The organism is Novosphingobium sp. ST904, from assembly GCF_001298105.1.
Classification (GTDB): Bacteria; Pseudomonadota; Alphaproteobacteria; order Sphingomonadales; family Sphingomonadaceae; genus Novosphingobium.
Map to the genome: position 1 here is coordinate 106,163 of NZ_LGJH01000155.1, position 16,744 is coordinate 122,906.

Annotated in this window: 12 protein-coding genes and 3 pseudogenes; 7 read left to right on the forward strand and 8 right to left on the reverse strand. The window is 65.7% G+C overall.

Annotation, left to right across the window (positions count from 1 at the left end):
• The first annotated feature begins 270 nt into the window (after positions 1-270).
• Positions 271-1,635: an SRPBCC family protein gene (locus ADT71_RS18945; RefSeq protein ID WP_054439368.1), complete on the forward strand. Its 1,365-nt coding sequence runs from the start codon at positions 271-273 to the stop codon at positions 1,633-1,635.
• A 40-nt stretch (positions 1,636-1,675) separates the two neighbouring features.
• Here the strand turns inward: ADT71_RS18945 and ADT71_RS18950 are convergent, their stop codons facing one another.
• On the reverse strand, positions 1,676-2,137 hold the full coding sequence (locus tag ADT71_RS18950; protein ID WP_054439292.1) for an Lrp/AsnC family transcriptional regulator: 462 nt from the start codon (positions 2,135-2,137) through the stop codon (positions 1,676-1,678).
• A 107-nt stretch (positions 2,138-2,244) separates the two neighbouring features.
• Between ADT71_RS18950 and phhA the strand changes: the two genes are divergently transcribed.
• From phhA to maiA, 4 genes are all read left to right on the forward strand, one after another.
• Complete coding sequence (phhA, locus tag ADT71_RS18955; RefSeq protein ID WP_054439294.1) at positions 2,245-3,102, forward strand: phenylalanine 4-monooxygenase; 858 nt, start codon at positions 2,245-2,247, stop codon at positions 3,100-3,102.
• A complete protein-coding gene (gene hppD / locus ADT71_RS18960; RefSeq protein ID WP_054439296.1) occupies positions 3,099-4,238 on the forward strand; it encodes a 4-hydroxyphenylpyruvate dioxygenase in 1,140 nt (379 codons plus the stop codon). The genes phhA and hppD overlap by 4 nt, the downstream gene beginning before the upstream one ends.
• A gap of 124 nt (positions 4,239-4,362) precedes the next feature.
• Positions 4,363-4,929: a VOC family protein gene (locus tag ADT71_RS18965; protein ID WP_054439298.1), complete on the forward strand. Its 567-nt coding sequence runs from the start codon at positions 4,363-4,365 to the stop codon at positions 4,927-4,929.
• 4 nt (positions 4,930-4,933) lie between these two features.
• Positions 4,934-5,569, forward strand: coding sequence for a maleylacetoacetate isomerase (gene maiA, locus ADT71_RS18970; RefSeq protein WP_054439300.1), 636 nt, complete (start codon positions 4,934-4,936; stop codon positions 5,567-5,569).
• A gap of 21 nt (positions 5,570-5,590) precedes the next feature.
• Here the strand turns inward: maiA and ADT71_RS18975 are convergent, their stop codons facing one another.
• From ADT71_RS18975 to ADT71_RS19005, 7 genes and pseudogenes are all read right to left on the reverse strand, one after another.
• Entirely contained in the window at positions 5,591-5,791 is a 201-nt protein-coding gene (locus ADT71_RS18975) for a hypothetical protein (protein WP_054439302.1), read from the reverse strand.
• Positions 5,792-5,894: 103 nt separating this feature from the next.
• On the reverse strand, positions 5,895-6,596 hold the full coding sequence (locus tag ADT71_RS18980) for an HAD family phosphatase (RefSeq protein ID WP_054439304.1): 702 nt from the start codon (positions 6,594-6,596) through the stop codon (positions 5,895-5,897).
• A gap of 127 nt (positions 6,597-6,723) precedes the next feature.
• Positions 6,724-7,985: pseudogene (locus tag ADT71_RS18985) on the reverse strand (N-succinylarginine dihydrolase).
• 8 nt (positions 7,986-7,993) lie between these two features.
• A complete protein-coding gene (locus ADT71_RS18990; protein ID WP_054439306.1) occupies positions 7,994-9,013 on the reverse strand; it encodes an arginine N-succinyltransferase in 1,020 nt (339 codons plus the stop codon).
• A pseudogene (locus ADT71_RS18995) lies at positions 9,010-10,217 on the reverse strand (hydrolase). Before ADT71_RS18995 ends, ADT71_RS18990 begins: the two are co-directional and overlap by 4 nt.
• A pseudogene (gene astD / locus ADT71_RS19000) lies at positions 10,217-11,631 on the reverse strand (succinylglutamate-semialdehyde dehydrogenase). Before astD ends, ADT71_RS18995 begins: the two co-directional pseudogenes overlap by 1 nt.
• A complete protein-coding gene (locus ADT71_RS19005) occupies positions 11,628-12,659 on the reverse strand; it encodes a 2-oxoadipate dioxygenase/decarboxylase family protein (protein ID WP_054439308.1) in 1,032 nt (343 codons plus the stop codon). Before ADT71_RS19005 ends, astD begins: the two are co-directional and overlap by 4 nt.
• Before the next feature lie 297 nt (positions 12,660-12,956).
• Here ADT71_RS19005 and ADT71_RS19010 point away from each other — a divergent pair, with 297 nt between their 5' ends.
• Entirely contained in the window at positions 12,957-15,302 is a 2,346-nt protein-coding gene (locus ADT71_RS19010) for a glycosyltransferase family 4 protein (protein ID WP_082370450.1), read from the forward strand.
• A complete protein-coding gene (locus ADT71_RS19015) occupies positions 15,274-16,584 on the forward strand; it encodes a glycoside hydrolase family 130 protein (protein ID WP_054439310.1) in 1,311 nt (436 codons plus the stop codon). Before ADT71_RS19010 ends, ADT71_RS19015 begins: the two co-directional genes overlap by 29 nt.
• Positions 16,585-16,744: the final 160 nt, after the last annotated feature.

A 16,744-nucleotide genomic window follows, 5' to 3' on the forward strand; every position in this document is an offset into this window, starting at 1 on the left:
ATCGCCCTGTGATGACGCCCGGGTGAGTGAAGGGCGGGGCGCACATCCGCGCCTCGCCATCGCTCTCTGAAAAAGTGGAAGGGGAGGGACGCGCCGCGTTCCCTCCCCTTCTGCGCATCTCCCATGGTTGTATCGCCCGGGCGTGCGCTTGGCAGCGCGGCGGCTGGCACTGCCTCGTGCGATGGCTTAATGAACACACCTGTTGATAACGGGAGAGGCCACGTGAAAGAGACGGGCAAGTCGCAGTCGGCTACGCTGACCGCCAAGGACATGGATGAGGAACGCCTCGCCACTTACCCCACCGATGCCTTCCTTTCGAAGGAATACCTTGCGGCAGAGAAGAAGCTGCTGTGGCCGAAGATCTGGCAAATGGTCGAGCGGGAGACCGACCTTCCCAATCCGGGAGACTGGATGACCTATAACGTCGCGGACGAATCGGTCATCGTCCTGCGCCGGGATGACGGCTCGCTGCGGGCCTTCCACAATGTCTGCCCCCACCGCGGCCGCCAGCTCGTCTCCGTTCCCGAAGGTGCTCACGACGTGCGCGGCAGCAATCGCCGCAGCTTCGTTTGCGGTTTCCACGGCTGGACCTTCGATCTCGACGGGAAGAACACCTACATTCTCGACCCGCAGGACTGGCACAACAAGCTCACGCCGGAGATGACCTGCCTGTCGGACGTGCAAGTCGATACCTGGGGCGGCTTCATCTATATCAACATGGACCCGGACTGCGTTCCCCTGAAGGAATGGATGGGCCGCGCGGGCGAGATCCTCGATCACTTCGAACTCGCGAAGATGCGCTACAAGTGGCGCCAGTGGGCCATCTACGATTGCAACTGGAAGACCGCGATCGAGGCGTTCCTGGAACCCTATCACGTTGCCGGGACCCATACCCAGCTTCTGGCCTACGGCAATTACTACGCGCTCTCGAAGCAGTATGGGCTGCACTCGGTGTCCAGCTACGACACGCGCGACAGCAAGTTCGCGATGAGCGAAAGCGCCGGCACCACCCGCGCTGGCAAGGGCGACGATCCGCGCCGCTCGACGTACGAGCTGATCAAGGAAAACTACGAGACGGTGAACTACTCCGCCTCGACGGAAACACTCGTCAACGCGGCCAGCCGCCTGGTCGACGAACTGCCGGAGGGGACCTCGGCGCAGGATGTCATCGCGCACTGGATGGCATCGGCCAAGCGCGACGATGCCGCGCGGGGCGTCGCCTGGCCGGAAGTCCCGGCCGAGATCATGGCCGAGGCCGGGCTCGCCTGGGGCCTGTTCCCCAACCAGAACATCTTGCACGGGGTGACTTTCGCACTCTGCTACCGCGTGCGTCCCTATGGCGACGATCCGAACAAGTGCATTTTCGAAAGCTATGCGCTGGAACGCTTCCCCGAAGGCGAAGTGCCGGAAACGGAGTGGACCTATGCCGATCCGACCGGCGACAACTGGGGTTCGGTGCTGGCTCAGGACTTCTCGAACATGGAGTTCGTGCAGAAGGGCATGAAGTCTTCGGGCTTCCGCGGGCCGCTGCCCAATCCGCATCAGGAGCAGAAGGTCATCAACCTTCACCGCAACCTCGCGAACTTCCTTGAAGGGCGCGGCGCGCCCACCAAGCTGGCCATCGATTACGACTAGGGCCTACATCGCCGGATGGCCCCGTGCCGTCCGGCGGCGCTTATTCGAGAGGAAGGGTGCGGGGCTCCTTGATCGCCTCCAGCACGATGCTCGACTTCACATCGCGCACGCCGGGGATGCGAACCAGCGTCTTCAGCGTGATCTGCGAGAGATGCTCCACGTCCCGGGCGATGATGTGGACCAGATAGTCCATGTCCCCCGTCACGGCGTGGCAAGCGATGACATAGGGATTGTCGCGGATCGCCTGTTCGAAGCGCGTGATGTTCTCGTCGATATGGGCGTTGAGGTTGATGAGCACATAGGCTTCGATCTCGAAGCCCAGCTTGCGTGGGTCGAGCACCGGCGCATAGCCCAGGATGACGCCTTCATCTTCCAGACGCTTGATCCGGCGGCTTACCGGCGTGGCGGAAAGGGCGGTGCGTTCCGCCACTTGCGCCACCGCCATGCGCGCGTCTTCCTGTAGCGATGCGATGATCTTGCGGTCGAAAAGGTCGAGCTGCATGATTCCCCTTCAGAAATCCGGGTTCCTGGTGGATTCCGCTATTATGACATAAGACGGCGCGTGCAAATGCACGAATCTTGCGCGCGGCCTGTGATAATCTCTCCAGAATGAAGAAGCCGTCGACAGAGACATCCACGAGCGGGCTTCGGGGAGAGTACGAAGGCGCCGCCGCCGACTATACCGTCGGCCAGGACTGGCATTCCTACCCCCCGGAGATGCACGAACGCTGGCGCCGCCTCCACGCGAGGCAATCGGCGCTGGTGGCGACGCATGCCTGTGCGGCCTTCCGCGAAGGGCTCGCGCGGCTGGACTGTGCGGAGGGTATTCCGCGTTTCGAGGATGCCAATGCGATTCTCGGCCCTGAAACCGGCTGGCAGCTTGTCGGCGTGCCCGGTTTCATTCCCGATGCGGTGTTCTTCGACCATCTCGCCCATCGCCGCTTCCCGGTGACGCGCTGGCTGCGGGAGGAACATGAACTGGACTACCTCGTCGAGCCGGACGTGTTCCATGATTTCTTCGGCCATGTGCCGATGCTGCTGGACCCGACGATCGCCGATTTCCTGGAGCTTTACGGCAAGGCCGGAACGCGGGCGATGGCGATGGACGCGCTCGACATGCTGGCACGGATCTACTGGTACACCATCGAGTTCGGGCTGGTGCGCGAGGATGGCGGGCTGAAGGTCTTCGGCGCCGGGATCATCTCCTCGTCCAGCGAGACGCGCTATTCGATCGAGGATCGCGAGGTCCTGCGCCTGCCGTTCGATGCGGTCCGCGTCATGCGCACGGGCTACATGATCGACTCCTTCCAGAAGACCTATTTCGTCCTCGAAAGCCTGCCGCAGCTGATCGAGGACCTCGTCGGGCTGGACTTCGGCCCGGTCTACGAAACCTGGCGCGCCGCGCCGCCCATTCCCGCCGGAGACCTGCTTTCCGGCGAAACCCCCTTCGGAGAACTGACCCCATGACCGACATCTTCGACAACCCCATCGGCCTCGACGGATTCGAGTTCGTCGAATTCTCCGCACCCGAGAAGGGTGTGCTGGAGCCGGTTTTCGAAGCGATGGGCTTCAAGAAGATCGCCCGCCACCGTTCGAAGGACGTTGAGCTGTGGCGTCAGGGCGGCATCAACTTCATCACCAATTACGAGCCGCACAGCCCGGCCTGGTTCTTCAGCCGCGAACACGGTCCCTCCGCCTGCGGCATGGGATTCCGCGTCAGGGACGCCCGCGCTGCCTATGCCGAACTTCTGGCGCGTTCGGCCGAGCCGATCCAGGTCGCGACCGGCCCGATGGAACTGCACCTTCCCGGCATTCGCGGCATTGGCAATTCGATCATCTACCTGATCGACCGCTATGAGCGGATCGATGAAAACGGGGAAAGCGACGGCGCGCTGTCGATCTATGACATCGATTTCGAATATCTGCCCGGGGTGGACCGTCATCCGGTCGGCGCCGGGTTCGACCTGATCGATCACCTCACGCACAACGTCTATGGCGGCCGCATGGCCTATTGGGCGGATTATTACGAGAAGCTCTTCAATTTCCGCGAGATTCGCTACTTCGACATCAAGGGCGAATATACCGGCCTGACCTCCAAGGCGCTCACCGCGCCGGACGGCAAGATCCGCATCCCGCTCAACGAGGAAGCCGAGGGCGGCAAGGGGCAGATCGATGAGTTCCTCCGGGCCTTCAACGGTGAGGGCATCCAGCATATCGCCCTGATCTGCGACGATCTCATCGGCGCATGGGATCGTCTGAAGTCGCTTGGCGTGCCCTTCATGACCGCGCCGCCGGAAACCTATTACGAGATGCTGGCCGAGCGCCTGCCCGGGCACGGCGAGCCTGCAGACGAACTCAAGGCGCGGGGCATCCTGCTGGATGGTACGACCGACGGCGGCCAGCCGCGCCTCCTGCTCCAGATCTTCGCCGAAGCGCGGGTGGGGCCGGTGTTCTTCGAATTCATCCAGCGCAAGGGCGACGACGGCTTCGGCAACGGCAACTTCAAGGCGCTGTTCGAGAGCATGGAGCGCGACCAGATCCGCCGCGGCGTGCTGAAGCCTGTCGAGAGCCCCGCCCGAGAGATGGAAGAACCGGCGGAATAGGCGAGCACTACCGAAAGGGCGGGAGAGAAGAGGAAAACCTCATCCCGCCCATTCCGAGCCCTGCCGAAGTGGAAGCTTGTCCAGGCACGAGCGGCGCACCACTTCGGATGTACGGAGAGAGAAGATGACTGAACAGAGCCCCCAACCGGCCCCCATTCTCGGCGGAATCCACCATGTCGCCTACCGCTGCCGCGACGCCAAGGAGACCGTGGACTTCTACCGCGATGTGATGGGCATGGATTTCATGCTCGCCATTGCCGAGGACAAGGTGCCCTCCACCGGCGCACCCGATCCCTACATGCATGTCTTCCTCGACTGCGGCGGCGGCAACGTGCTGGCTTTCTTCGAGCTGCCCAACGCGCCCGAGATGGGCCGGGACGAGGCGACCCCGGCCTGGGTCCAGCATATCGCCTTCAAGGTCGAGAGCGAGGAAGGTCTGCTTTGCGCCAAACAGCGGGCCGAAGCGCGCGGGCTGGAAGTGGTGGGCCCGGTCCACCACGGGGTGTTCAAGTCGATCTATTTCTTCGATCCGAACGGCCACCGCCTCGAACTGGCCTGGCAATTCGGCACCTCCAGCCAGATGGCGAGCCTCAGGGCGGTTGCGGATGACATGCTGGAGGAGTGGTCGCGTACCCGCAAGGCGCCGCGCCATGCCGCGTGGCTGCATGAGAAGATCGCGGCGGAGACCTGATCGCGTGCGGCTTCATGGCTACTGGCGCAGCTCCACCAGCTATCGCCTGCGGATTGCGCTGGCCCTCAAGGGGTTGGAATACGAGCAGGTCGAAGTGAACCTGCTTGGCGCGGAGCAGCGCTCCGAGGAATACCGCCGCCTGAATCCCTTCGGCGGTGTTCCGGCGCTGGAGGTCGACGGGCGCATCTACGCGCAGTCGATGGCGATCCTGGAATGGCTCGACGAGCGGTTCCCGGACCGCCCGCTGCTCCCCCGCGATGTCGAGGATCGTTTCGCCGTGCGCGAACTGGCCATGGCGATCGCCACCGAACTTCACGCACCGCTCAACCTGCCGGTGCTGGCTTACCTCAAACACGACCTCGGCCATTCGCAGGACGAGATCGATGTCTGGTATCGGCACTGGATCGCCCGCACTTTCGAGGGCGTGGAGGCGCGGCTGGCGCAGCGCGGGGCGGGGGAGTTCCTGCTCGGCGCGCCCGGCATGTTCGAATGCGTTCTTATGCCGCAGCTCTATAATGCGCGGCGATTTTCCTGCGATCTCGGGGCCTTTCCGCATCTGACGCAGATCGAGGCGGCTTGCCGGGAGCACCCGGCTTTCGCCGCGGCGCATCCCGACGTTCAGGCGGCTCGCCCCTCCTGAGGGCGGGGTTTGCGAAAAGGATCAGGCCTTCGGCGTGACCCAGACTTCGACCGGAGCCGCGAACTTGCCCGGTGCGGGCTTGCCCACATGGACGCGGTCCGCGGTAACGAGTTCGCCGCTCGCGAGGTTGAAGCTGGCCCAGGGCTTGGGCATGCGGCCGAAGGTCATCTTCTGGATGGGCTGGCCGGTGGTCGAATTCATGATGGTGGCGATGATGCTCATCCGCCCGCCCGTAGCCATGTCGGGCCGGGCGGGTCCAGCGCGAACCGCAGCTATGCACGGCCCAATTCATCGCCCCGGATTTCGATCCGGGACGGCGGCCGGATCAGCTTTCCGCAGGCGCCAGCAGCAGGTCGCGCAGTGCATGGAGGCTCGGCAGAACCTGCGCGCAGACCAGCGCCTGTTCCTCGGTCGCGGGCAGGAGATCGGGCACCATGACCGTGGCGATCCCCGCCGCCGTGGCCGAGCGAACGCCCGCGGGGCTGTCCTCGATGGCGACGCAGTGCGCCGGATCGACGCCGAGACGGCTGGCGGCCAGGAGATAGGGTTCGGGATGAGGCTTTGCCTGCGTCACGTCGTTGCGGGTGACGACGACATCGAAATAGTGGAGCAGCCCGGCCTTCTCCAGCCGCTGCTGCGCATAAGGCGCCTCGGAAGACGTGGCGATCGCCATCGGCACGCCTGCCTTGGCGAAGTGCGCCAGAATCACTTCCGCACCGGGACGAAGCGGAATTCCGGCTTCGAGCATGGCTTCGAACACCGCGTCGCTCTCCGCAAAGAACCGGTCGAGCGGAAAGTCAGGCCCCATGAAGTCCGCCACCAGCCGGCGCGATCCATCGCGGTGAATGCCGACCATGGAGGCCTGCAGTTCTTCGGCCAGCGGATAGCCCATCGCCTTGCCGGTCTGCGCGAAAGCCCTGCCATGCGCGGCCTCGGTATCGAGCAGGGTGCCGTCCATGTCGAAGATCGCGGCGCGGATCGGATCGGGAAGAAGGGAAGAGCGAACGGTTTCTGAAATCAGGGCCATACCTTACAATATGAAGGCTGAGTGCGGCGGAACCATTGCAAAACAGGAATGTGCAGTTGCGAAAAGCGCCGGTTGCGCGCGCGGCCGGATGCTTCTGGCTGGAAAAAAGGCAGTGACGGGTCAGGTGTCAGAACGCATCCCGGTCCAGTTCCTCAAGCCCCAGTTCCTTGCAGAGTGCGGCGCGGGCGGACAGGCAATCGGCCCAGAGGGCAGGGTTCGACAGGTCTTCCACGGCGATGTGTTCGGGCCAGAGGCGCGCGACGAGGGCTTCGATGCGGTCGAGCTTTTCAGGCGTCGCCATGAAGCGCGGGTCTACCGCCGCGGGATCGGCGACGACGCGAAGGCGCAGGCAGGCGGGGCCGCCGCCATTGGCCATCGATTCGCGCAGGTCATGGACGAAGAGATGGCGGATCGGCCCGTTGCCGGAGACATGGCGTTCCAGCCAGGCCCACACGGCCGGCGTTTCCCGCGCTTCTCCGGGCAGCACGAGCGCAGCCTCGCCCGAGGGCAGCGTTACCAGCTGGGCATTGAACAGGTAGGAGCGGATCGCATCGGCAAGGCTCACCTCGCTTGCGGGGACCTCGACGATTTCCACTTCCGGCAGCTTCGCGCGCAAGTCGGCGTAAAAGCCCTCGCGGTCGGCGAAGGCCTGTTCGTGCGTGAACAGCACGCGCTCGTTGGCGACCGCGACGACATCGTTGTGGAAGGCGCCGGCGGCGATGGCCTCGGCCGACTGGAGGACAAGGATCGTGCGCTCCGGGTCGAGGCCGTGGCGGCGGGCAGCGGCGGCGCTGGCTTCACGGTGCTGGCGGGCGGGGAACGGGCCGCCCGCCTCGCCGTAGACGAAGACCTCCACGCCCGGCGCATCGTGGCGGGCGCAGAGGCGCATGTGATTGGCGGCGCCTTCATCGCCGAAGGGGGGCGGCACCGGGGCGTGGACGGCGAAATGCGCGTCATTGGCGAAGGCGATTCGGAGCTGCGCCAGCGTCTCCTGCCATTCGTGGCTGCGGTGCGGCATCGTGACGAGGTTCGCCGCAGTGAGATGGCAGCGACCGTCGGCGGTGTCGGGCGCGGGAGAGACGGTGGCGGCATTGGCGGCCCACATCGACGAGGCCGAGAGGGCATTGGCCCGGAGCGTGGCGCTCGCCGTTTCGGGCGTGGCGCGAGCCGGGGCAGCCAACCTGCATCGGGGCGGCGCTGGGGCAGGAAAAAGCCCTGCGCCAGCCCGCGGCCCAGGTTCGCGCGCATCTTGGCGATGCCCTGCAGGGCTGCGGCGCGCGGGGCAGAGACCTTGCCGAGGTTCCGGGCCGAGGCGAGATTGCCGAGGCTGAGGCCTGCATAGTTGTGGGTCGGGCCGACGATGCCGTCAAAATTGATCTCGGTGAGCATGAAGGGCCTCAGGCGCTGGCGTAAGTGATCGTGTCGCCCGGCGCGACGCCGAGCAGGGCTGCCGCCGCACTGTCCAGCACGACGCCGCCATCCGCCGTGTCGACATGGCCGAGGCAGGCGCGGAACGTGGCGAGATGGCCGGTGGCGACGAGGTGGCTGGCCTCGGTTCCGTCATCCTCCACCAGCGCGGTGATCGGCGCCGTGCGGGCTTCCTGCACGGTGCGGATGTGATCGGTGCGGGCGATCATGGTCGGCCCGCCGTCGAAGATGTCGACGTAATTCTGGAAGGCGAAGCCCTCGTTTTCCAGCATCCGCATCGCCGGACGGCCCGAATAGTGCGGCTGGCCCATGACCTGCCGCGCGGCTTCGGAAAGGAGCGCGGTGTAGATCGGATGCTTGGGCATGAGGTCGGCGATGAACTGGTTGCCGTGCTTGGCGTTGAATTCGTCGGCATCGCGGAAGCTCATGTCGAAGAAGCGCCCGGCGAGCCCGTCCCAGAACGGGGAGTTGCCGGCATCGTCGATGGCGCCGCGCAGTTCGGCCAGCGTGGTGTCGCCGAACCGCGCACGGTGCATCCGGATGAACAGGTAGCGGCTCCGGGCGAGCAGTTTCCCCACGCCCGCCGAACGCTCGGTGGCGTCGAGATAGAGCCCGCCCACTTCGCTCGCGCCGTCGAGATCGGTGCAGAGGGTCAGCATGTCGGCGCGGAACGTGCGGTCCAGCTCCTTGGAATGCTGGGTGATGCGGCCGATGCGATAGGAATAGAACGGCAGTTCGGTGCCGACTTGCGAGAACGCCTGGCAGGTGCCGCGCACTTTGCCGGATTCGGTGTCCTCGAGAATGAATACGAAGAGATCGTTGGCGATCTCGTCGCTCTCGCGCGCGAAGCTCTTCGCGGTGCGGGTGAGCTTGGCTTCGAGTGTCGGCTTGTCTGGCGGGAGATTGGTGAAGCCTCCCCCGGTGCCCTTGGCCATGCGGTAAAGGGCTTCAAGGTCCTTTTCCTGTGCGGTGCGCAGGAGGAACGTCATGCGGCAAGTACTCCGGTGCGGTCCAGACGGTGCAGGACCAGGGCGGTGAGGCGGGCGCGGGCATCGAGGGAATCGGCCAGCAGGAATTCGTCGGGCGAATGGATGGCGCCGCCCAGCGCGCCCATGGTGTCGAGCACCGGCACACCGCAGGCGGCGATATTGTTGCCGTCGCACACGCCGCCGGTGTCCTTCCAGCTCATCGGCTGTCCCAGGTCGGCGGCGGCCTTGCTGACGAGGCCGTAGAGCGCCTCGGTCCCCGTGGAGATCGCCTTGGGCGGGCGCGAGACGTGACCGTGCAGGTGGACATGCACGTCGTGGATGGCGGTCACTTCGGCCACCATGGCATCGATCAGGGCCTGCGCCTCGGCGGCGAGTTCGGGGGTGGCGGGGCGCATGTTGAAGTGCAGGATCGCAAGGTCCGGCACGGTATTGTTAGGGGCGCGCCTTCGATCCTGGCGGGGTTCACGGAAAGGCCCGGGCGCCGCATCGCGGCAAGCCGCAGGGCGAGGTCGCCGGCCGCGACCACCGCATTGCGCCCGTCCTCGGGATTGCGCCCGGCGTGGGCTGAGCGGCCTTGAACGACGACCGCGTAGTTGCCCGAACCGGGCCGCGCCCGCGCCATCTGCCCGCCGGGCAGCGCGGGTTCATAGGTCAGCGCCGCCAGCTTGTCCTTCGCCAGACCGGCGATCAGGGCGGCGGAGGAGAGCGAACCGGTCTCCTCGTCGCTGTTGACGAGGACGTCGTAGCCCAGCGTCGGCCCGGATCGTTCGTAGGCGGCAAGTCCCGCCAGCATCAGCGCGAGGCCGCCTTTCATGTCGGCGGTGCCGGGGCCGTGAAGCGTGTTGTCGTCCAGCCAGTCGCAAGTCTGGAACGGATGTTCGCGTGGGTAGACGGTGTCCATGTGGCCGGTGAGGATCACGCGCCGTTCGGCCTGCGGGCGCACGGAGACCACCAGATGGCGGCCATGGACGACTTCGCGGAGCCGGCCCTGCGCGTCGACTTTTTCGACCGGGGCGGGATCGACCAGCCGGACATCGCCCGGCAGGATCGCGAAGGCATCGGCAAGGCGCGCGGCCATCGCCGCCAGCCCCTCGACATGGGCGGTGCCGCTGTTGATCGCCGCCCAGTCCAGCGTGTGGGCGAGGATCGGTGCACGCGCGACCGGGGCGAGCAGTTCCTGTTCGGCTCCGGTCAGGCCCGCCATCAGCGCAGCTTGCCGGTGAGTGCGCCGCTGTTGCCGGCAACCGTTGCCGCCTCGAAGCTGGCGACCGGATAGGCGCAGTAGTCGGCCGCGTAATAGGCGCTCGGCCGGTGATTGCCGCTGTCGCCCAGGCCGCCGAACGGCATCGAGCCTGCAGCGCCCGTGGTGGGGCGGTTGCGGTTGACCACGCCGGCGCGGCTTTCCAGCACGAAGCGGTCCCACAGGGCGTCATCGGCGCTGACAAGCCCGGCGGAGAGGCCGAAGCGGGTCGCGTTGGCGGCGGCCATGGCGGCGTTGAAGTCTGGCGCGCGGTGATCTGGATCACCGGGGCGAAGATTTCCTCGTCCGGCACCGCGATCCCGGTCACGTCGATCATGCCGGGGGTGACGAAGGCGCCGCTGCGGCCTGCCACGCCGCCGAACGGGCGGACGATCCTGGCACCGCGCGCGGCGAGTTCGGCGAACCGGTCGATCGCGGCCTCGGCGGCGGCTTCCGAGATCAGCGGGCCGATCCAGGGTTCGGGCGTCTCGTTCCATTCGCCGATCGCGATCCGGTCCGCCAATGCGCCGACGGCATCGACGAGCGCGGCACCGAACGGGCTGTCCGGCACGATGACGCGGCGGGCGCAGGAGCAGCGCTGGCCGGTGGTGATGAAGCTCGACTGGACGATGACCGAGGCGGCTTCATCGACGTCGCCGTCCCAGACCACCAGCGGGTTGTTGCCGCCGAGTTCGAGGGCCAGGATCACATCGGGCCGATCAGCGAAGACCCGCCGGAAATGCGCACCCGCGCCTGCCGAGCCGGTGAACAGCAGTCCGTCGATATGTCCGGCGACCAGCGCCTCGCCGGTTTCGCGGGCTCCGTGGACAATCTGGAACACGCCTTCGGGCAGCCCCGCTTCGGCCCAGGCATCGGCCATGGCCTGCCCGGTCGCGGGGGTCATTTCCGAGGGCTTGAAGACCACGGCGTTCCCCGCCAGCAGGGCAGGAACGATGTGGCCGTTCGGCAAGTGGCCGGGGAAGTTGAACGGCCCGAGCACCGCCATGACGCCGTGCGGGCGGTGGCGCAGAACGGCCTGTCCGAACGGCATGTCGCTGCGCTTCTCGCCGGCACGCTCGGCCTGTGCGGCGATCGAGATGCCGACCTTGCCGATCATCGAGGCCAGTTCGGTGCGGGTTTCCCAGAGCGGCTTGCCGGTCTCGCGCGAGATCGTCTCGGCAATCGCCTCCTTGCGGGCTTCGAGCACGGCCTTGAACCGCTGTGCCGCCTCGACGCGCGCGGCGACGGGAAGCGAGGCCCAGCCGGGGAAGGCCGCGCGGGCGCGGGCGAGCGCGGCGTTCACGGCTTCCGGGGTGGCGATCTCACCCTCCCAGACGAGCGCACCGCTCGCCGGATCGTAGGACCGGAGCTGGCTCATGCGTTCCTCGTGACGGCGAAGATTCCGGTGGCATTGCCGGAATCGAAAGTGAGATCGAGCTTGCCGGTTTCCGGATCGATATCGCGGGTGATGAATTCGTAGAACGACCCCGGCACTGGCAGCGGCACTTCGGCGCCGTCCGCCTCGCGGAAGGGGCGGACCACCTTGTCGGCAAGGATCGCGGTCTGGCGCACGCGGCCGTTCCGGGAAATCTCGACCGAAGGCTTCATCGGATAGCCGTCCTCCCTCAGTTCCTCGGCCAGCGCGATCACGTTCGCAACGCGGGTCGTGGCATGGTTGAAGGCGTTGCCTTCCGTGGCGATCCAGGCCCCTTCCTTGGTGGCGGGCAGCAGCACCTCGTAATCCGCAAGGGCGGGCGGTTCGTGCTGGCGCCCGAAAGCGGCCAGCGCGCCCTTGAGGGCGGTGACGGCCTCGTCGAAGCTGGCTTCGCCATGTTCGGACAGGGCACCGAGCGCCTGCCATTCGGCCGTGCCCAGCGGATCGGCCGACGTGCCGAACACATTGGCGCAGGCGGTCTGTGCGGCTTCGGGCAGTTCCGAAACGTGGAGTTCCGAAACGAAGAACTGGGGGATCGTTTCGGGCAAATCGCGCTGGACATAGGCGCGCCCGGTCATTTTCAGCGCGGGAAGCGGATAGAGGCCGCCCACTTCATAGCCCAGCGGCGCGAGGAAGCGGGCGAACGCTTCATGCCCGCGCGGGAGTTCGCCGGTCTCGCCGTCGATCGTGCGAAGCGCGCCATGGTCGAACACGATGGCTTCGCCCGCGTCGCGGATCGATTGCACATAGCGGTCCGCGGTTGGCACGCGGTCCAGCAGGTCCACGAACAGCGCCGCGTTGAGCGCCATCGCGACTTGCGCGCGACTGGCGCTGTCTCCGGTGCCGGCAAGCGCGGGATCGATGGCAAGAGTGGTCAGGGCAAGGGTTGCCGGCTGTTCGCCGACGACCGCGGAAAGCAGCCGGTACAGCATCTGGTCCCGGTTCGCGAAAAGGCTGGAGGCAGAGGGCATCGGTTCCCGTCGTTTCTCTGTTGCGCGTTATGGAACGACATAGGAAACGGCCATGGGTAAGTCCATGCCGCCCAGGGGTAAGCGGCGCTTTTTTGTCTATACTTTTAGGCAGCAAGTGCAGCACGATTCCGAGTCGCGACCGTGCAGATGTGAACGCAGGGACGCGGTTCGTTCGGCAGGTCGCCATTTGGCACCGTTTTGGCGCGTTATGTGAAGTTTTTTGCAGTGCAGCGGGAAACTCATGCCATGCTCGCGAATTGAGCAAGCAATCTCCTCCATTATGCAGACGGGGTGCGCATGAACCTGATGCCTCGTGACGATGAACCCGGCCAGAAATCGGGCTCAGACAAGATACGTTCGATTTTCGAAGTTACTCCGCCGGCATTGCCTCCCAAGGGGGAGGAACTGTTGCGTATTGCGCTTGTCGGCAATTTCGCGCCTCGCAAGTGCGGAATCGCGACGTTTACGACCGATATCTTCGAAAAGCTGCGCGAACATCACCCGGAAGTGGCGGTAGAGGTCCATGCCCTCGACGATCCGGCGCTGCCGCTCGATTATCGCCACGTCGCCGGTACCATCACCTGCAACGATCCCCAGGACTATGCCCGCGCCGCTCGGCAGATCAACGAATCCGGGGTGGATGCGGTATGGGTCCAGCACGAATACGGTATCTTCGGCGGGCCGGACGGCGAGATGGTGCTCGATTTCGTGGACCGCCTTGCTGCGCCTCTCGTCCTTACCTTGCATACCGTCCTGTCCGAACCTTCGGAGCGGCAGGACGCGATCATGCGGCATCTGGTCTCGCGGGCTTCGCGGATCATGGTCATGTCACGCCGTTCCCGCGATCTGCTGGAAAGCCGTTACGAGGTGCCGTCCCGCATCGTCGAGGTGATCGAGCATGGCGCGCCGGACCGGCCGTTCGGTCGGCACGAGGAATTCAAGGCGCGTCAGGGCCTGTCTGATCGCAAGGTGCTGATGACCTTCGGCCTGCTCGGACGCGGCAAGGGGCTGGAACATGCCATCGGCGCGCTGCCGGCGATCGTCGCGCGGCATCCCGAGGTGGTCTATCGCATCGTCGGCGCCACGCACCCCAATCTCGTCGCACGAGAGGGTGAGGCTTACCGCGAGGAACTGGAGGCGCTCGCCGCCGAACTGGGCGTGGCGGACCACATCGCGTGGGAAAACCGCTTCCTCGAAACCGACGACCTGCTTGACCAGCTCGAATCCTGCGACATCTATCTTACGCCCTATCCGGGGCTGCAGCAGTCGACCTCGGGCACGCTCAGCTACGCCGTTGCGCTGGGCAAGGCCGTGGTTTCCACGCCTTACGTTCATGCGCGCGAACTGCTGGGCGAGGATATCGGCAAGCTGATCGAGCCCGGCTCCAGCGAGGCGATCGCCGAGGCCGTGACGGCGCTGCTCGACGATCCCGATGAACTCGCCGCGCTGCAACGCCGCGCCTGGGTGCGGGGACGGGAGATGATCTGGCCCCGGTTCGCCGATGCCAGCGTGCGGCTGGTATCCCGCGCCCGCGCGCCCGATCCCGCGCTGCCGCCGATCACCGCGACGCCGGGCCTTTCCGCCATTCTCGCCATGAGCGATGCCACCGGCATGCTCCAGCATTCCATCGGCGTGGTGCCCGATCGCCGCCATGGCTATTGCCTCGACGACAATGCCCGCGCGCTCATGCTCATGAACGTGGCGCGGGGGCTGCCGGTGGGCGAGCGGATGAAATGGAGCCTGGCTTACGCGTCCTTCGTGCAGTTCGCCTGGAACCCGGATGCCGGGCGCTTCCGCAACTTCATGCGCTTCGACCGGTCATGGTGCGAGGACGAGGGTTCCGAGGATTCGAACGGCCGCGCCGTCTGGGCGCTCGGCCAGACGTCCGAGCGGGCCGGGGATCAGGGGCTGGCGGAGTGGGGCCTGCAACTCTTCGACACTGTGCTCCCCTCGCTGGCGGACGTGGACGCGCCGCGCGCCAAGGCTTTCACCATGCTCGGCGCCTGCGCCGTGCTGCGCCGCCATCCGCAGCATCAGGCGGCCATCGCCTGCGTGCGCGAGGGCGGCGACTTCCTGATGCGGCTGCTCGGCCACGGTCGGCGGCCGGACTGGGCCTGGTTCGAGGCCGTGCTCGGCTACGATAATCCGCGCCTCCCGCAGGCCTTGATCGAGGCCGGGCTGGCGCTGGGCCAGGAAGCATGGATCGGCGCCGGGCTCGAAACGCTGGAGTGGATCTGCCGCCAGCAGCTTTCCGCGCGGGGGCAGTTCCGGCCGATCGGTTCGGAGAGCTTCCACAAGCCGCACAGCTATCTGCCGTTCGACCAGCAGCCGCTGGAAGCGCAGGCCGCGATCGAGGCGGCGGCCAGCGCATGGCGCGCCACCAACGGTGCGTTCTGGACGGAACATGCGATGACGGCCTGGCGCTGGTTCTTCGGCGGCAACGACCGCGGCGTCGTTCTGGCCGACATTGCGACGGGCCGATGCCGCGATGGGGTCACGCCGAGGGGAGTGAACGGCAATTGCGGCGCGGAATCCATTCTCGCCTTCCAACTTTCGCACTATGCTCTGGCCGAGCTTGCCGTGTCGGCACCGCTCGGACGTGGAGGAGGATTGCTTGAATCGGCCCGAGAACGTCTGGTCTGAACCGCTCCATGTCTTCGAGACTCGCCTCTATGCCGATCCGGCACGAGTCGTGCTGCGTCCGTTCCACCTTGGCTGGCAGGGCAAGAACGCGCCCGGCGGCCGTGCCAACAAGCTGGTGGAAGATATCGCGGGCCTCAGCGAGGAGCAGGTTGCTTCCGAATACGAACGCGTCTTGCGCGATTTCAAGGAACGCCACTGGCAGACCGAGAATATATTCGCCGACCGCTTTCTGGAGGTCGCGGCGAACCTCGAACTCGATCCGGGGCAATTTTCGGAAACCCGCCAGCGCCTGATCGGGGCCTATTTCTGCCACGAATACACGTTCGCGGCGGCGGCGCTGATGAATCCCTCGATCGTGCCTGCGCCTGACCAGTCGGGCATGCAGGACGGCGCGGTGCGCTTCATCATGTCGCTGCGGGCGGTGGGCGAAGGCCACATCAGTTCCATCGCCTTTCGCGAGGGCATAGCCGAGGCCGACGGGACGTTCTGTCTCTGGCCGCAGGCCTCTTTCGCTACCTCGGTCGAACTCGACGAGGAAGGCGAGGTCGATGCCGACGGCACGGTGGCGGTCCATCGCCATCCGGAGTCCAGCCTGTCCAACACCGTGATCTTCCCCATCACCGAGCAACAGCGCGGAGGATTGGAAGACCTGCGCCTCGTGCGGTTCGACCATGGGGACGGGGATTACGAATGGGTGGGCACTTACACCGCCTATTCCGGCAGCTCCATTCGCTCCGAACTGCTGCGGACCCGCGATTTCCGGGCGTTCGAACTGGAACCGATCCGGGGCAGGGCGGGCCGCAACAAGGGCATGGCGCTGTTCCCGCAGAAGATCGACGGCCAGTTCGCCATGGTCGGCAGGCAGGACGGCAAGAACCTGTTCCTGCTCCGGTCCGACTCGCTCGACATCTGGGATGATGACGGCGTTCTGCTGATGGGGCCGAAGTACCCCTGGGAATTCATCCAGATCGGCAATTGCGGCAGCCCGATCCCCACCGAGCATGGCTGGCTGCTGTTCACGCACGGTGTCGGCGCGATGCGCAAATACGCGCTCGGCTGCGCATTGCTCGACCTCAAGGACCCGTCGAAAGTGCTGGCGCGCACGACGGAGCCGGTGCTGACCGCCGAAAACGCGGATCGTTCGGGCTACGTGCCCAACGTGGTCTATACATGCGGTGCGCTCAAGGTGGGGGAACGGCTGCTTCTGCCATATGGTATTTCCGACAGTACAGTCGGCTTCGCGACCTGCGAGATCGAGGGGCTTTTGAAGCTGATGGCGTGATGTGAAGCGCAGTGCGGGAGATGCACTGTTTTTTTACAAATCAATGCTGCGTACGGGGAGCGTTGACCGCTCTGATGGCGCGATGTTACGTTTTTTCATATTGTTGAACGGATGTGCATATGCGCCTGGCTATTTTGCTTGCGGCAGCGGCTCTCGTTTC

Bases quoted from the DNA above. Each gene is read 5' to 3' on its own strand.
- ADT71_RS18945 (WP_054439368.1), top strand. From the start codon at position 271: ATGGATGAGGAACGCCTCGCCACTTACCCCACCGATGCCTTCCTTTCG.
- ADT71_RS18950 (WP_054439292.1), bottom strand. From the start codon at position 2,137: ATGCAGCTCGACCTTTTCGACCGCAAGATCATCGCATCGCTACAGGAA.
- phhA (WP_054439294.1), top strand. From the start codon at position 2,245: ATGAAGAAGCCGTCGACAGAGACATCCACGAGCGGGCTTCGGGGAGAG.
- hppD (WP_054439296.1), top strand. From the start codon at position 3,099: ATGACCGACATCTTCGACAACCCCATCGGCCTCGACGGATTCGAGTTC.
- ADT71_RS18965 (WP_054439298.1), top strand. From the start codon at position 4,363: ATGACTGAACAGAGCCCCCAACCGGCCCCCATTCTCGGCGGAATCCAC.
- ADT71_RS18975 (WP_054439302.1), bottom strand. From the start codon at position 5,791: ATGAGCATCATCGCCACCATCATGAATTCGACCACCGGCCAGCCCATC.
- ADT71_RS18980 (WP_054439304.1), bottom strand. From the start codon at position 6,596: ATGGCCCTGATTTCAGAAACCGTTCGCTCTTCCCTTCTTCCCGATCCG.
- ADT71_RS18990 (WP_054439306.1), bottom strand. From the start codon at position 9,013: ATGACGTTCCTCCTGCGCACCGCACAGGAAAAGGACCTTGAAGCCCTT.
- ADT71_RS19005 (WP_054439308.1), bottom strand. From the start codon at position 12,659: ATGCCCTCTGCCTCCAGCCTTTTCGCGAACCGGGACCAGATGCTGTAC.
- ADT71_RS19010 (WP_082370450.1), top strand. From the start codon at position 12,957: ATGAACCTGATGCCTCGTGACGATGAACCCGGCCAGAAATCGGGCTCA.